The organism is Kitasatospora sp. NBC_01300 (assembly GCF_041435235.1).
In the GTDB taxonomy this organism is placed as follows: domain Bacteria; phylum Actinomycetota; class Actinomycetes; order Streptomycetales; family Streptomycetaceae; genus Kitasatospora.
Genome location: NZ_CP108408.1, coordinates 5,894,188 through 5,909,233, shown reverse-complemented (window position 1 = coordinate 5,909,233; position 15,046 = coordinate 5,894,188). Strand labels below are relative to the sequence as shown.

General features: G+C 73.3%; 12 protein-coding genes. 5 read left to right on the top strand and 7 right to left on the bottom strand.

Going from position 1 to position 15,046, the window contains the following annotated elements; genetic code table 11:
• The first annotated feature begins 11 nt into the window (after window positions 1–11).
• From OG556_RS25965 to OG556_RS25950, 4 genes are all read left to right on the top strand, one after another.
• Complete coding sequence (locus OG556_RS25965; protein WP_371519896.1) at window positions 12–473, top strand: hypothetical protein; 462 nt, start codon at window positions 12–14, stop codon at window positions 471–473.
• Window positions 470–835: a glyoxalase gene (locus tag OG556_RS25960; RefSeq protein ID WP_371519893.1), complete on the top strand. Its 366-nt coding sequence runs from the start codon at window positions 470–472 to the stop codon at window positions 833–835. The genes OG556_RS25965 and OG556_RS25960 overlap by 4 nt, the downstream gene beginning before the upstream one ends.
• Window positions 836–1,124: 289 nt before the next feature.
• The gene (locus OG556_RS25955) at window positions 1,125–2,882 is read left to right on the top strand and encodes an ABC transporter permease (protein WP_371519891.1); all 1,758 of its coding nucleotides are present in this window, start codon (window positions 1,125–1,127) and stop codon (window positions 2,880–2,882) included.
• Window positions 2,883–2,915: 33 nt separating this feature from the next.
• Window positions 2,916–4,301 carry a nitrate/sulfonate/bicarbonate ABC transporter ATP-binding protein gene (locus OG556_RS25950; RefSeq protein WP_371519888.1) on the top strand — a complete coding sequence of 462 codons (1,386 nt, stop codon included), beginning with the start codon at window positions 2,916–2,918 and terminating at the stop codon, window positions 4,299–4,301.
• A gap of 10 nt (window positions 4,302–4,311) precedes the next feature.
• Here the strand turns inward: OG556_RS25950 and OG556_RS25945 are convergent, their stop codons facing one another.
• From OG556_RS25945 to OG556_RS25925, 5 genes are all read right to left on the bottom strand, one after another.
• Entirely contained in the window at window positions 4,312–4,728 is a 417-nt protein-coding gene (locus tag OG556_RS25945) for an ArsR/SmtB family transcription factor (protein ID WP_371519885.1), read from the bottom strand.
• Window positions 4,729–5,136: 408 nt separating this feature from the next.
• Window positions 5,137–6,174 (bottom strand): isocitrate/isopropylmalate family dehydrogenase, encoded by a 1,038-nt coding sequence (locus OG556_RS25940; protein ID WP_350880933.1) that lies wholly within the window; start codon window positions 6,172–6,174, stop codon window positions 5,137–5,139.
• 119 nt (window positions 6,175–6,293) lie between these two features.
• On the bottom strand, window positions 6,294–6,932 hold the full coding sequence (gene leuD, locus OG556_RS25935; RefSeq protein WP_371519882.1) for a 3-isopropylmalate dehydratase small subunit: 639 nt from the start codon (window positions 6,930–6,932) through the stop codon (window positions 6,294–6,296).
• Window positions 6,933–7,014: 82 nt separating this feature from the next.
• The gene (gene leuC, locus OG556_RS25930) at window positions 7,015–8,415 is read right to left on the bottom strand and encodes a 3-isopropylmalate dehydratase large subunit (protein ID WP_350880937.1); all 1,401 of its coding nucleotides are present in this window, start codon (window positions 8,413–8,415) and stop codon (window positions 7,015–7,017) included.
• The gene (locus OG556_RS25925; protein ID WP_371519879.1) at window positions 8,415–9,608 is read right to left on the bottom strand and encodes a LeuA family protein; all 1,194 of its coding nucleotides are present in this window, start codon (window positions 9,606–9,608) and stop codon (window positions 8,415–8,417) included. Before OG556_RS25925 ends, leuC begins: the two co-directional genes overlap by 1 nt.
• 301 nt (window positions 9,609–9,909) lie before the next feature.
• Between OG556_RS25925 and OG556_RS25920 the strand changes: the two genes are divergently transcribed.
• Entirely contained in the window at window positions 9,910–10,248 is a 339-nt protein-coding gene (locus OG556_RS25920) for a hydroxyisourate hydrolase (protein ID WP_363585084.1), read from the top strand.
• Here the strand turns inward: OG556_RS25920 and OG556_RS25915 are convergent.
• Window positions 10,245–13,355, bottom strand: a complete 3,111-nt coding sequence (locus OG556_RS25915; RefSeq protein WP_371519876.1) for a BTAD domain-containing putative transcriptional regulator — start codon at window positions 13,353–13,355, stop codon at window positions 10,245–10,247. The two genes, OG556_RS25920 and OG556_RS25915, sit on opposite strands and share 4 nt — an antisense overlap.
• A gap of 271 nt (window positions 13,356–13,626) precedes the next feature.
• A complete protein-coding gene (locus OG556_RS25910; protein WP_371519872.1) occupies window positions 13,627–14,970 on the bottom strand; it encodes a class II 3-deoxy-7-phosphoheptulonate synthase in 1,344 nt (447 codons plus the stop codon).
• Between the last annotated feature and the right edge of the window lie 76 nt (window positions 14,971–15,046).

Below are 15,046 nucleotides of genomic sequence, written 5' to 3'. Positions count from 1 at the left end.
AGGACACCGTCGTGACCAGAACCGCCCTGTTCCCCTGGACCAGCAGAGGGACGGCGCTGTGCGGCATCCTGCTCCTCCTCACCCTCCAGGGGATCGCCGTCGGCGTCGCCCCGGGGCGGCTGCGGCTCTTCCTCTCCGGCGTGCTCATCGGCGCCTCGGCGGCCGGGCTGCTCCTCGCCCTGCTGCTCGCCCGCAGCGGGCGCGGCACCGCCCGACCCGCCGCCCCCGACGAGGACGACACCCAGTGGTTCAGCGCCCGCTCCCTGGACGGGTTCCCGATGGAGCAGGTCCGACCGCTGCTGCTGTCGCCCGGCGCCCCGGGCCTGAACCGGCTCTACACCGCCTGGGTGTTCGCCACCCACGGGCACGACCCCCAGTGGATCGCCCACCACCTCGACCTGTCCACCCCGACCGCCCGGCTGCTGGTCACCGCGGCCCGGCACCACACCGCTCCCGACAGGAGGCCGCAGTGATCACGGCCCTCGACCACGTCCAGCTCTCCGCACCCCCCGGCAGCGAGGCCCTGCTGCGGGCCTTCTACGGCGACGTCCTGCAGATGGCCGAGATCCCCAAGCCCCGGCCGCTGACCGAGCGCGGCGGCTGCTGGTTCGCCGCCGACGGCGGCCGGGTCCGGCTCTACCTCGGCATCGAGGAGCGCTTCCGCCCCAGCACCAAGGCCCACCCCGGGATCGCGGTCTCCGAGATCGACGACTTCGCCTCGCGGCTGTCCGAGCTCGGCGCGCTGGTGGTCTGGGACGACAGCCTGCCGCCCGGGCGCCGCTTCTACACCACCGACCCCGTCGGCAACCTGCTGGAGTTCGTCGAGACCGCCTGAGCCTGCGCGCGGAGGGGCCCCGGATCCATTTGCCTACGGACGTATCCAAGGAGCAGACTGCCCGGGGCCCGCAGGACGGGCCGGGACGACACCAGACGACACCACCGGAGGAGGCGGCCGTGGGCGAAGACCCTCCCAGTACGCGCCGCCGTACCGGCCGCCTCCCCCACGCCCGCCCGCGCGCCTGACGCGACGGCCCGGGGGGACGCGGCGTTCGTCCCGATCCCGCTGACGTCGCACGCACCTCTCCCGACCCCGGGGCCCCGGGTGCGCGCCGGAGGTGCACCCCATGACCCTGCCGAAGCCGGCCCCGGGCACCGCCCGGGGCTCACTGCCGTCCCGGACGGCCGCCCGCCTGGCCCGGATGACCTGGGTGGACGCGCTCGTCGCGGCCGCCGTCCTGGTGCTGCTCTACCTCGCGCTGCGGGTCGGACAGGGCACCACCGTCCGGTTCTCCACCGGCCGGAACGCGGCGGTCGACACCGACCCGGCCCGGCTGCCGTACGACGCGGCCCGCTCGCTGCTGCGGATGTTCGCCGCGCTCGCCGTGTCGGTGGTCTTCACCTTCGGCTACGCCTACGCCGCGGCCCGCAGCCGCCGGCTGGAGCGGGTTCTGATCCCGGCCCTGGACATCCTCCAGTCGGTGCCGGTGCTCGCGTTCCTGACCGTCGCGGTGACCGGCTTCCTCGCCCTGTTCCCCGGCTCCGTGCTGGGCCTGGAGTGCGCGGCGGTGTTCGCCATCTTCACCTCCCAGGCCTGGAACATGACCTTCGGCTTCTACTGCTCGCTGGTCTCGCTGCCGCCCGAACTCGACGAGCTGTCCCGCTCGTTCCGCTTCACCCGGTGGATGCGGTTCTGGAAGGTCGAACTGCCCTCGGGCATGATCGGCCTGGTCTGGAACGGCATGCTGAGCTTCGGCGGCGGCTGGTTCTTCCTGGTCGCCTCCGAGGCGATCAGCGTCGACAACCAGCGCTACGCGCTGCCCGGGGTCGGCTCCTACGCGGGCGCGGCCATCGCCGCCGGCGACCTCGGCCGGGTCGGCTGGGCGATCGCCACCATGGCCGTCCTGGTGATCGGCGTCAACCTGTTGTTCTGGCGCCCGCTCACCGCCTGGGCCGAACGCTTCAAGAACGAGCAGTCCGAGGCCACCGAGGTGCAGCGCTCCGTCGTGCTGGACCTGCTGCGCCGCTCGCACTGGCCCGGGCTGCTCGGCCGGCTGCTGCGCCCGGGGTGGCGGGCGCTCTCCCGGGCCGGGCGCCTGCTGGGCACCGACGACCGCCCGCTGGCCGTCGACCCCGGGCGGCGGCGCGCCGGGGACGCCGCCTTCGCCGCCGTCGCCGGCGGCCTCGTGCTCTGGGGCCTGGTCGACCTCGGCCGCTACCTGCGCGGCGCTACCGGCCTCGGCGTGTTCGGCGAACCGCTGCTGCTCGGCCTCGCCACCCTCGCCCGGGTCGTCGTCCTGGTGACCGTCGCCACCCTGGTCTGGGTGCCGGTCGGCGTGCGGATCGGCTTCTCCCCCCGGCTGACCCGGATCGCCCAGCCGCTGGTGCAGGTGCTCGCCAGCTTCCCGGCCAACTTCCTCTTCCCGCTGGTCGTCTGGCTGCTGCTGCGGACCGGGCTGTCGATCGACCTCGGCGGCGTCCTGCTGATGGCCCTCGGCGCCCAGTGGTACATCCTGTTCAACACCATCGCCGGCGCCATGGCCATCCCCACCGACCTGCGCGAGGCCATGGACGACCTCGGCGTGCGCGGCTGGCAGCGCTGGCGGCGGCTGATCATCCCCGGGATCTTCCCGGCCTACGTCACCGGCGGCCTCACCGCCTCCGGCGGCGCCTGGAACGCCTCGATCGTCTCCGAGGTCGTCACCTTCGGCGGCACCACGCTCACCGCCACCGGCCTCGGCGCGTACATCGCGCGGGCCACCGAGCGCGGCGACTACCCGCACCTGCTCGCCGGGGTGGCGGTGATGAGCCTGTACGTCGTCGCCCTCAACCGGCTGCTCTGGCGCCGCCTCTACCGCCTGGCCGAGCGCCGCTACTCGCTCTGACCCGCGCCCGCTCCCCGCCCCGGAGGTCCCCGCATGCGCTTCCCGTTCCCGCGCGCCGCCCGCACCGCGCCGCCCGCCGCCGCCGTGTTCTCCCCCGTCGAGCCTTCCCCCGCCGACGGCGAGATCCTGCTGGAGACCGTCGGCCTCACCAAGGCCTACGCCGGCGCCGACGGCGCGCTGCCCGTGCTGTCCGGCATCGACCTCACCGTCCGGGCCGGCGAGATCGTCGCCCTGCTCGGCCGCTCCGGCTCCGGCAAGTCCACCCTGCTGCGCTGCCTGTCCGGGCTGATCCCGCCCAGCTCCGGCACCGTCGCCTACCGCGGCACCCCGCTCATCGGCGCCAACCCGGGCAGCGCCCTGGTGTTCCAGACCTTCGCGCTGCTGCCCTGGCTGACCGTCCGGCAGAACGTCGAACTCGGGCTGGAGGCCCGCGGCGTGCCGCCCCGGGAGCGCGCCGAGGCCGCCGTCCAGGCCATCGACCTGATCGGCCTGGCCGGCTTCGAGTCCGCCTACCCCAAGGAGCTCTCCGGCGGCATGCGCCAGCGCGTCGGCTTCGCCCGCGCCCTGGTCGTCGAACCGGACGTGCTGATGATGGACGAGCCGTTCTCCGCGCTGGACGTCCTCACCGCCGAGAACCTGCGCGGCGAGCTGCTGGAACTGTGGGAGTCCGGCCAGTTCCCCACCCGCGCCGTCGTCCTGGTCACCCACAACATCGAGGAGGCGGTCCTGATGGCCGACCGCATCGTCGTCCTCGGCTCCCGCCCATACGGCACCATCCGGGAGACCGTCGAGGTCGACCTCGACCGGCCCCGCGACCGCGACGCCGCCGCCTTCGACGAACTCGTCGACCGGGTCTACCGGATCATGACCGGACGCCCCAAGGAGACCCGCCTGCCCGGCCGCGCCGACGGCGCCCGGCCCGACCGGCGCACCGTCGCCAACACCCCGCTGCCCACCGCCAGCGTGGACGGCCTCGCCGGCCTCGCCGCGATGATCGCCCACCGCGGCGGCTGCTGCGACCTCGCCGACCTCGCCGACGAACTCGGCCTCGACATCGACGACATGCTCCCCCAGCTCGACGCCCTCGACCTGCTCGGTTTCGCCGAGATCCACGGCGACGACCTGCTGCTCACCGAGGCCGGCACCGCCTTCGCCGGAGCCGACGTCCAGGAGTCCCGGAGCATCTTCGCCGCAGCCGCGGTGGACGTCCCGCTGGTCCGGCTGATCACCAACGGCCTGCGCGGCCGCCCCGGCGCCGCCGTGCACGCCGGCTTCTTCCGCGACCTGCTCGCCCACCACTACACCAGCGAACAGGTCGACCGGCAGCTGGAGACCGCCACCGACTGGGGCCGCTACGCGGGGCTGTTCGGCTACGACGCCGCCCTGCGGGAGTACCGGCTCGACGAGGAGACGGCGTGAAGCGCCGGAATCAGGCCTGGCCGGCGGCCGGGCGGCGCCGGGCGGAGCGGATGGCGCGGGCGAACGGCTGCTCGGCCGTCGCGGCGGCCGGGCCGGTACCGCCGCCGTCACCGCCGTCACCGCGCCCGGGCAGGTCGTTGGCGATCAGCGCCGCCTCCGCCAGCAGGCCGCGCACCTCGGCGGCCCGGTAGAAGATCCGGGTGCCCTCCCGGCGCGAGACGACCAGCCCGGCCGCCCGCAGCCTGGCCAGGTGCTGCGAGGTCGCCGCCACGTGCGCGCCCAGCAGCTCCGCCAGTTCGCTGACCGGCAGCTCCCGCCGGGTCAGCGCCCAGAGCAGCCGGTACCGGGACGGGTCGGCGACCGCCTTCAGCACCGCGACCGCCCGCTCCGCCGCGTCCGTGTCCCACGCCTCTTCCTGCGCACCCATGCCAGGATCCTACCGAGCCGGCCCCGCCGCCCCGGCGGCGCCGAATCCGCTGCCGTCCGGCCGGGCGCGGGCATCAACGGCGGGCGTCGACGGCGGGCTTACCCGGCGGGCGTCGACGGCGGGCGTCGATAGCGGGCCGATGGCCGGGGCTGCCAGGCTTCAGCCATCCTTTCCACCGCTGCCGACCGGCCGCACCGTCCAGGAGTTGGAGTCCGTACGAGATGATCGAGCACACCACGTTCCGTACCGCGGTCAGCGAATCGCACAAGCACAATCCCTGGGGCTGAGCGGCCTGGGTCCGCCTTCGGACGCCCGCCCGCCGGGCGGTGTCGGGGAGGACGGACCCGGCCGCCGTGGTCGGTGGGGCGACCACGGCGGCGGTTGGGGGGTGGGGGCGGGGTCATGCCGTCAGGCCGCGGCGAGGGCCGCCCTGACCGCGGCGCCGACCTGCTCGGTGGTGAGGGAGCCGCCGAGGTCCGGCGTGCAGGCGCCCTCGGCCACGGCCGTGCCGACGGCCAGCTGGATCGCCTTCGCCTCGGCGGCCCAGCCCAGGCGCTCCAGCATCAGCGCGGAGCTGAGGATGGCGCCGAAGGGGTTGCCGATGCCCTGCCCGGCGATGTCGGGCGCGCTGCCGTGCACCGGCTCGTAGAGGCCGAACCCGGTGTCCGGGTTGATGTTGGCCGAGGCCGCGTTGCCCAGGCCGCCGGCCAGCATGGCCGCCAGGTCGCTGAGGATGTCGCCGTACGAGTTGTTGGTGACGATCACGTCGAACTGCGACGGGTCGGAGATCAGCTTCATCGCGGCGGCGTCGACGTAGAGGTGGGTGGAGTCGATGGCGGGGTGCTTCGCGGCGGCCTCGCGGAACACCCGCTGCCACACCTGGCCGCCGTGCCGGACGGCGTTGGACTTGTCGACCATGCAGACGCCGCGCTCGGCGATCGAGTACGCGTACTCCATCACCCGCGAGACGCCCATGTAGGTGCTGACGTCCGCGTCGACGGCCATCTCGTGCACGGTGTTCCCGCGCAGCACACCGCCGATGTCGGTGTAGAGGCCCTCGGTGTTCTCCCGGACGATCACGGCGTCGATGGCGCGGGTCCGGGCGTCGCGCAGCGGGCTCAGCCGCTCCTGGAGCAGGGTGGCCGGGCGGTGGTTGACGTACAGGTCGAGGTCGAAGCGCAGGCGCAGCAGGACGCCGCGGCCGTAGTCCGAGGTCTTCACGCGGGGGTCGCCGATGGCGCCGAAGAGCACCGAGTCGCTCGCCTTGATCCGCTCGAAGTCCTCGTCGGACAGGGAGACCCCGGTCCGCAGGTAGGTGTCGGCGTTGACGTGGTCGAGCACGTCGATCGCGAGGTCCAGGCCCAGCGACTCGATGGTCTCCAGGGCCTCCTTGGTCACCTCGGGGCCGATGCCGTCACCGGGGATGACGGTCACTGTCTTGGTCATGGGTCTCTCACCGTTTCTGGGGTGGGGCCGGCCGGTTGTGGGTCGGGTCGGCCGGGCCGGGGGCGTCGGGCAGGGTCACCGCCGCGCGGCCCTGGGAGCTGCGCCGGGGGGCGCGGTCGTCAGGAGGCCCGGCGCTGCTTCGCCTCGTCCGGGGAGGAGAAGGCGCCGCGGGTGATGCTGGTCATCCAGGCCGGGCGGCCCTGCTCGAAGGCGGCGATCGCGTCGGCCTTGCGCAGCGTGACGTCGATGTCGTCGAGGCCGTTGAGCAGCAGCCAGCGGGCGCGGTGGTCGGCCTCGAACTCCCAGGTCCCGAGGTCGGTGCCGACGGTCAGCTGCTCCAGGTCGACGGTGATCTCGAACTTCGGGTCGGCCTGGGCGCGTTCGGCGAGGTCGGCGACGACGGGCACCGGCAGGGCGACGGCGAGCAGGCCGTTCTTCAGCGCGTTGCGCAGGAAGATGTCGCCGAAGCTGGTGGCGATGACGGCCCGGAAGCCCCAGTCGCGCAGGGCCCACACGGCGTGCTCGCGGGAGCTGCCGGTGCCGAAGTTGTGGCCCGCCACCAGGACGCTCGCGTCCTGGTGCTCCGGCTGGTTCAGGACGAACCCGGCCTCCTTGCGCCAGTGCCCGAACAGGGTGTCGGCGTAGCCGGTCTTGGTCAGCCGCTTGCAGAACTCGGCCGGGATGATCTGGTCGGTGTCGACGTCGTCCCGGGACAGGGCCACGGCCTGTCCGGTGTGCGCCGTGAGCGGCTCCCTCATGCCTCTGCCCCCTGCTGGTCGGTCTGGCTGCGGTCGGTCGAACGGGTGGAACGGGTCGGGCGGGTGTGCCCGGCGGGCGCGGTCACAGCTCGGTCGGCGCGGCCAGGCGGCCGACCACGGCGGTGGCGGCGGCGACGACGGGCGAGACCAGGTGGGTGCGGGCGTGGGTGCCCTGCCGGCCCTCGTAGTTGCGGTTGGAGGTGGACGCGACCCGCTGGATGCCCTGGAGGCGGTCGGCGTTGATGCCCATGCACATCGAGCAGCCGGAGAGCCGCCACTGCGCGCCCGCGTCGATGAAGACCTGGTCCAGGCCCTCCTCCTCGGCCTGGGCCCGGACGGCCATCGAGCCGGGGACGACGAGCATGGTGATCCGGTCGGAGACCTTGCGGCCGCGCAGCACGTCGGCCGCGGCCCGCAGGTCCTCGATCCGGCCGTTGGTGCAGGAGCCGAGGAAGACCGTGTTGATCTCGACGTCCCGCAGGGCGACGTCCGGTTCGAGGCCCATGTACTCCAGGGCGCGGCGCGCGGCCTGCTGCTCGGCGGGGGTCGCGAAGGTCTCGGGCGCCGGCACCGCGGCGTCCAGCGGGACGGCCTGGCCGGGGTTGGTGCCCCAGGTGACGAAGGGCTTGAGCCCGGTGACGTCCAGTTCGACCACGCGGTCGAAGGCGGCGCCCTCGTCGGTGCGCAGGGACTGCCAGTAGCGGACGGCCTCGTCCCAGTCGGCCTCGGCGGCCGGGTCCCAGCGCTCGCGCAGGTAGGCGAGCGTGGTGTCGTCGGGGGCGATCAGGCCGGCGCGGGCGCCCGCCTCGATGCTCATGTTGCAGACCGTCATCCGCCCCTCCATGGAGAGGTTCTCGACGGCCTTGCCGCGGTACTCGATCGCGTAGCCGTTGGCGCCGTTGGCGCCGATGTGCGCGATCAGCGCGAGGATCAGGTCCTTCGGCGTGACGTCGGCCGGCGGCTCGCCGACGAACTCGACGGACATCGTCCGGGGGCGCTGGAGGGCCAGGGTCTGGGTGGCGAGCACGTGCTCGACGTCGCTGGTGCCGACGCCGAAGGCGAGCGCCCCGAAGGCGCCGTGCGTGGAGGTGTGGCTGTCGCCGCACACCACGGTCATGCCGGGGCGCACGAAGCCCAGTTCGGGCGCCACCACGTGCACGATGCCCTGCCGGTCGTCGCCGAGCGAGAACAGCTCGATCCCCTGCTCCTCGCAGTTCTCGCGCAGGCGCTCCAGCTGGGCGCTGCCCATCGCGTCCTTGACCAGCAGCGTGTTGGTGGGCACGTTGTGGTCCTCGAGCGCGAGCGCGAGGTCGGGCCGGCGGACCCGGCGGCCGGCCAGCTGGAGGCCGTCGAAGGCCTGCGGGGAACTCGCCTCGTGGAGCAGGTGCAGGTCGATGTAGAGCAGGTCGGGCTCGCCCGGTGCCTGGTCGACGACGTGGCTCTGCCAGACCTTCTCGATCAGGTTACGCTCGGTGCCGCCCATCAGCTGGCCACCGCCATCTCGCTGGTGCGCGCCAGGCGCTCGGCGATGATCTCGCGCAGCTCGCCCAGTTCGATGCAGGTGCCGTCGGCGCGGCCCGCGATGTAGGTCTCGTAGATCTCGTCGAGCAGGTCGCGCTCGGCGCCGATTCCCATCTGGTCGAACAGGTTGCGGACCACATTGCGCCCGGAGTGCCGGCCGATGAGAATTCCGCGTTCCCGGCCGAAGCTGTGCGGCTCGACGTATTCGTACGTGACCGGATTGCGCAGCATTCCGGCCTGGTGGATTCCGGCCTGGGTGGCGAAGGCGTTCTCCCCGAATATCGCCTTGTTGCGCGGGGTCGGCATTCCGATGATCCGGGCCAGCAGCTGGTAGGCCTCGTAGAACTTCTCGGTGCGCAGCCGGCTGGTCAGGCCGAGCTGCTCGCCCTTGTAGAGCAGCACCGCGGCCAGCTCCTCCAGCGGGGTGTTGCCCGCGCGCTCGCCGATGCCGGCGATGGTGGCCTGCACCTCGTCCGCGCCCGCCTCGACGCCGGCCAGGGCGTTGGCGAGGGAGAGCCCGAGGTCCTGGTGGCAGTGGGTGGACAGGATGATGTGGTCCGGGATCCAGGAGCGGACCCGCGCCACCTGGGCGCCGAACTCGGCCGGGATCAGGCAGCCGGTGGTGTCGGCGAGCGCCACCGTGCTGGCGCCCTCCTCGATGCCGGCCTCGATCATCGGGCGCAGCAGGTCGTCGCTGCCCCGGCTGGCGTCCTCGATGCCGAGCGTGATGTCGGTGAAGCCCAGCTCGCGGGCGAACCGGATGCTGTCGATGATCTCGTGCAGGCCCTCGGCCCGGGTGAGGCCGCGCTTGTGCTCCAGGTGGACGTCGCTGCCGGTGGCCATGATCTGGACCTGGTGGCGCTCGACGCCGCCGGCCTCGGCGGCCAGCTCGATGTCCGCGCGGACGGCCCGGTTGAGAGTCGCCACCTTGGCGGTGGTGAGCGCGCCCGCGATCAGTCTGGTCGCCTCGAAGTCACGCGGTGAGGAACTGGGGAAGCCGGCCTCGATGGTGTCGACGCCGGTGGCCTCGATGGCGAGGGCCAGCTCCAGCTTCTGGTCGGGGTTCATCGCGTTGCCCGGGGCCTGTTCGCCGTCGCGCAGTGTCGAGTCGAATACCCGGAGCCGCCGTGCGGTGGGGACGGATTTCGAAGACATGGATTTTCCGCCTCTTTCGGGAACGCCGCCGGACGGGCGACCGGACGGGAGGTCGCGGTGTGCGGCGGCGGAGGATTGTGGCTGGCAGCGGTGACTTTACTGGTCCGGAATCACTGTCCGTCAAGACTTTTCGAACAAATAATCATTCGATGGCGGGCCGATAGCGGGACCCCTGACAATAGGCTTGACGCGCCCTTTTCCCGATGCATCGTGTACTGAGGCAAGGAGTGGTTTTCATGCGAGATATCCCGTCCGAGGAACGTCCGCCGGCCCGGTTACCGCGCCCGGGGCGGGTGGGCTGATGGCGAGGGTCATCGTCGAAGCGCTGGACAGCGTCCACGGGCGCACCGCCGTCGGCCTCGACGCGAGACTGGAGTCGCTGGTCGACAACGAGTGGGTGCCGGTGGTCGAGCGCAGAACGGACGCGAGCGGCCGGATCGAGGAGTGGGGCGGGACGGACGGCGGACGCGGCCTCTACCGGCTGGTGTTCGACGTCGACCGGTACTTCAGCGGGCTCGGCCTGTTCACCGTGCACCCCGAGGTGGCGGCCACCTTCCGGGTCTCCGACGGCGAGTCGGGGCACCGGGTGAGCCTCACCCTCTCGCTGAACCACTACGCGGTGGCCTTCATCGCCGACTAGGAAGGTGGACCCGGGCCTGCGGGGGGCTCCGGGTCGCCGGCGGCCAGCCGGGCGGAGCGCAGCAGGTCGAGCGTGCGGGCCTCCTCGGCGGGGGTCCGCATGAGGCGGAACACCAGCCGGGCCCGCCGCAGGTGCTGGACCGCCAGGTCGGCCTCCCCGGTGCCGAGCGCCAACTCGCCGAGGGTGACGAGGATCCGGCCCATGATCAGCCGCTCGTTGGAGCCCTCGGCGAGGAGCAGCGCGCGGTGCAGGGCGTGGGCCGCCTCGCCGCTCTCGCCGAGCCGGTGGCGGGCCGCCCCGATGCCGTGCAGGGCGTAGATCTCTCCGGTGTGGTCGCCGATCAGCCGGACGACGTCGAGGGCGCGGGAGAAGGCCTCCAGGGCCCGGTCGTAGCCGCCGCGTTCCAGGTGGCTCTGGCCCATCCGGTGCAGCACCTGGGCCTCGACCCGCCGCCCGCGGCCCTCCCGGCTCAGCCGCAGCGCCTCGTCGAGGAGCGCTCCGGCGCCCTCCTCGTCGCCCTCGCCCAGTTTGAGCTGGGCCAGGTTGTGCAGCACGTAGGCGACGGCGACGGAGCCGCCGCTCGCCCGCAGGACGGTGAGGGCGGCCTGGTAGTGGGCGGTCGCCTCGTCGATCCGGCCGTCCACCCGGGCGAGGTAGCCGAGGCTGCGGGCGGTGAGGGCGGAGCCGAGGTCGTCGCCGAGGTCCGTGAAGATCCCGGCGGCCTGGCGGAAGCGCTCCTCGGCGGCGGGGAAGTTCTGCCGGGTCAGCGCGAGCGAGCCGAGGGAGTGCAGTGCGGCGGCCTGGCCGAGCCGGTCGCCGCCCTTGCGGGCGGCCGCGAGGGCGAGTTCGTGGGTGTCGCGCCAGTCGTCGAGCCGGCCGTGGGTCTCCAGGAACGTCACGGCGGTGACGGCGAGTTCCCAGCAGTGCGCGGTGAGGCCCATCATGGCCGCCTGTCTGACCCGGGGCACGAGCATGGGCCGCTCCCGGGCGAACCACCGCAGCGGCTCGGCCAGCAGCCGGTCCACCGTCCGGGCGGGCAGCGGGTGCAGGGCGGTGCCGCGGCCGCGGATCAGCACGTCGCGGCCGTACTCGCGCTGCCTCGCCTCGATCAGCAGGTAGAGGAAGCAGCCGATCACCCGGGCCAGTGCGGACTCCCGCTCCTCGACGCTCTCCTCGTCGACGAGGCGTTCGCGCGCGAAGACCCGGACCAGGTTGTGCAGCCGGTACTGGGTGTGGCGTCCGGGCGCGGTGCCGACGGCGTCCAGCAGCTGGGCGTCGGAGAGTTCGTCGATCAGGTCCTGGACCTGGTACTCGGGCAGGTCGAGCAGCGCCATGCCGACCCAGGTGGAGAACGGCCCCTCGTCGACCAGGGCGATCCGCCGCAGCAGCCGGCGGGCGTCCTCGCTGACGCTCTCGTAGGTGAGCGAGAGGCCGGCCCTGATGCCGACGTCGGCGTACTTGAGCTCGTCGAGCCGGCGGGTCCCGTCCTCCAGCCGCTCCACCAGTTCGGTGACCTCCCAGTGCGGCCGGGCGGCGAGCCGGGCGCCGGCGATGCGCAGCGCCAGCGGCAGGTGGTCGCAGAGTTCGGCCAGCGCCTTCGCCGCCTCCGGTTCGGCCGCCACCCGCGCGGGGCCGGCGATCCGGCCGAGCAGTTCCGCGGACTGCTCGGGGTCGAAGGTGCCGACGTCCACCCGGACGGCTCCGGCGAGGCTGCCGATGTGCCGCCGGCTGGTGACGATCACGGCCGAGGTGGGCTTGCCCGGCAGCAGCGGGGTGATCTGGCTCTCGGTGGCGACGTTGTCGAGGACGATCAGCACCCGCCGCTCGGCGAGCAGGGCCCGGTACATCTCGGCCCGCTCCTCCAGTCCGTCGGGGATGGCGGTGCCGTTGACGCCGAGGGCGCGCAGGAAGCGCTCCAGCACCTGGGCCGGGCCGACGCTGTCGGGGGCCCCGCCGTGCAGGTCGGCGAAGAGCTGCCCGCCGGGGAACTCGGCGGCGATCTGGTGAGCCGCGTGGACGGCCACGGCGGTCTTGCCGACCCCGGCCTTGCCGACGACGGAGACGATCGGGACGGCGAGCCGGGACTGCTCGTGGGAGGAGAGCAGCAGCCGTTCGCGCAGGCCGTCGAGCAGGTGCTCGCGGCCGGTGAAGTCGGCGAGGTCCGCGGGGAGCATCTCCGGGACGGTGACGGGGGCGGCGGGGGCCACGGGCGGTGAGGCGGCGGGCTCGGCGGCCGGGGCGCCGTGGGCGGCGGTCGGACGGCCGTCGGGCAGGTCGAGCCGGGGGTCGCCGGCGAGGATGGAGAGTTCGAGCCGCTGCAGCCGGGGGTCGGGTTCGACGCCGAGTTCGTCGATCATCCACTGGCGGGTGTCGCGGTAGACCTGGAGCGCCTCGGTCTGGCGCCCGGAGCGGTAGAGCGCCAGCATCAGCTGGCCGCGCAGCCGCTCCCGTAACGGGAACTCGTCGACCAGTCCGATGAGTTCGCCGACGGCAGCGCCGTGCCGGCCGACCGCGAGTTCGAGCTGGATGCACTCCTCGGTGGCGCCGACCCACTGCTCGGTGAGCTGGCCGGCGGCGGACCGGATCGCCTCGCTGGGCAGGCCGCCGAGGGGGTCGCCGCGCCACAGTCCGAGCGCCTGCCGGAAGAGGGAGGCGGCCTCCGCCTTGCGGTCGCGGTCCTCTGCCGTCCGGTCGCGGTCCGCCGCCGTCCGATCGGGGGCCTCCATCGTCCAGTCGCGGCCCTCCGCCTTGCGGTCGCGCAGCGCCCGCGCCTTCCCGACCAGGTCGCGGGCCCGGAGCAGGTCGAGCTGGGCGTCCGCCGCCTTCACCATGTAGCCCTGCGGGTGGGTGGTGATGACGTCGGAGAGGCCGTGCACGGCGAACAGCCGGCGCAGGGCGGAGACGCTGATCTGCAACTGCGCGCGGGCGGTGGCCGGCGGCGCCTCCTCGTAGAGGGCGCGGACCAGGCGGTCCACGCTGACCACCCGGTTGGCGTCGAGGAGCAGCGCGGCGAGCACCGTCTGCTGCCGGATCCCGCCGAGGTTCAGCGGCCTGGCGTCGACGAGCGCTTCGAGCGGGCCGAGAATGCGGTACTCGACCCGGGGCACGGGTGAGGAACTGCCGTCGTGGCTTATGCCGGAACCAGGTCGGTACCCCACCGTTTCCACTCCCCCCAGAGGAATAGGCGCAGGATCGCAAGGCACTCTAGGGACGGCCCGGTCAATGGGTCAACGATATTCAGTTCTCCCCAAAAGACGCCGCCTGAAGGACTGCGGACGACGTCCGCGCCCCCGGATGACCGGTCGGGAATCGACGCGGAAATGCCGGTTGGCCGGATCGGCGCGCACCGATCCGGCCAACCGCGATCCGGGGCGGTTCTCAGGCCTGCATCAGCTCCGCGACCCGGAAGGCGAGGTCGAGGGACTGGCGGTGGTTCAGCCGCGGGTCGCAGGCCGTCTCGTAGCGCTGGTGCAGGTCCTCGGCGCGGACCTGGTCGCCGCCGCCGAGGCACTCCGTGACGTCGTCGCCGGTGAGCTCGACGTGGATGCCGCCGGCGTGCGTGCCCAGCTCCCGGTGCACCTCGAAGAAGCCGGCGACCTCGCCCAGGATGTCGTCGAAGCGGCGGGTCTTGCGGCCGTCGTCGGTCTGGACGGTGTTGCCGTGCATCGGGTCGCAGATCCAGGCGACCCGGGCGCCCTCCGCCGTGACCTTCTCCACCAGCGGCGGCAGCAGTTCGCGCACCCGGCCCGCGCCCATCCGCACCACGAAGGTCAGCCGGCCGGGCCGGCGGTCGGGGTCGAGGCGGTCGACGTAGCCGAGGACCTCGTCCGCGGTGGTCGTGGGGCCGAGCTTGACGGCGATCGGGTTGTGGATCCCGGCGAAGTACGCGATGTGCGCGTCGTCCAGGCCCCTGGTCCGCTCGCCGACCCAGAGCAGGTGCCCGCTGGTGGCGTAGTGCGCCCCGGTGCGCGGGTCGGTGCGGGTGAGGGGCTGCTCGTAGTCCAGCAGCAGTCCCTCGTGGCTGGCGAAGAACTCGGCCTCCAGCAGCCCGGCCGGGTCGCAGCCGCAGGCCTGCAGGAAGCGCAGCGCGCGGTCCACGCCGTCGGCGAGTTCCTCGTAGCGGCGGGCCTCGGTGGAGTCCGCCAGGAAGCCGCGGTTCCACTGGTGGGCTTGGTAGAGGGAGGCGCTGCCGCCGGCCGCGAAGCCGCGGACCAGGTTGAGGGTGACCGCCGACGCCTCGTACATCCGCCGCAGCCGCGCCGGGTCCGGGCGGCGGGCCGCCTCGGTGAACTCCGGGCCGTTGACCGCGTCGCCCCGGTAGGAGGGCAGGCTGAGGCCGTCACGGGTCTCGTCCGGCTGGGAGCGGGGCTTGGCGTACTGCCCGGCCAACCGGCCGATCTTCACGACCGGGACGCCGCTCGCGTAGGTCAGCACCACCGCCATCTGCAACAGGGTGCGCAGTTTGGCGGTGACCGCGTCCGCGGTGAGCCCGCCGAAGGTCTCGGCGCAGTCGCCGCCCTGGAGGACGAAGGCCTCGCCGGCGGCGACGGCGGCCATCCGGTCGGTCAGCCGGTCGCACTCCTCGGCGAGGACCAGGGGCGGGGCGGCCGACAGGTCGGCGACCACCTCGCGCAGCGCCGCCTGGTCCGGCCACTGCGGTTGCTGGGCCGCCGGCAGGGAACGCCAGGCGGCAGGTGCTCCGGTCTGCGGAATTCGATTCATCACGGCCCTCGGATGGGAACGGAAATCGCTGGCCCGCTCATTGCAGCCCGGCCGCGGAAAGAAGGTCAAGCGTCCG

Excerpts from the sequence above, each read along its gene's own strand:
- OG556_RS25940 (WP_350880933.1), bottom strand. The coding sequence starts at position 6,174 with ATGACCAAGACAGTGACCGTCATCCCCGGTGACGGCATCGGCCCCGAG.
- OG556_RS25925 (WP_371519879.1), bottom strand. The coding sequence starts at position 9,608 with ATGTCTTCGAAATCCGTCCCCACCGCACGGCGGCTCCGGGTATTCGAC.
- OG556_RS25950 (WP_371519888.1), top strand. The coding sequence starts at position 2,916 with ATGCGCTTCCCGTTCCCGCGCGCCGCCCGCACCGCGCCGCCCGCCGCC.
- leuC (WP_350880937.1), bottom strand. The coding sequence starts at position 8,415 with ATGGGCGGCACCGAGCGTAACCTGATCGAGAAGGTCTGGCAGAGCCAC.
- OG556_RS25945 (WP_371519885.1), bottom strand. The coding sequence starts at position 4,728 with ATGGGTGCGCAGGAAGAGGCGTGGGACACGGACGCGGCGGAGCGGGCG.
- OG556_RS25955 (WP_371519891.1), top strand. The coding sequence starts at position 1,125 with ATGACCCTGCCGAAGCCGGCCCCGGGCACCGCCCGGGGCTCACTGCCG.
- leuD (WP_371519882.1), bottom strand. The coding sequence starts at position 6,932 with ATGAGGGAGCCGCTCACGGCGCACACCGGACAGGCCGTGGCCCTGTCC.
- OG556_RS25910 (WP_371519872.1), bottom strand. The coding sequence starts at position 14,970 with ATGAATCGAATTCCGCAGACCGGAGCACCTGCCGCCTGGCGTTCCCTG.
- OG556_RS25920 (WP_363585084.1), top strand. The coding sequence starts at position 9,910 with ATGGCGAGGGTCATCGTCGAAGCGCTGGACAGCGTCCACGGGCGCACC.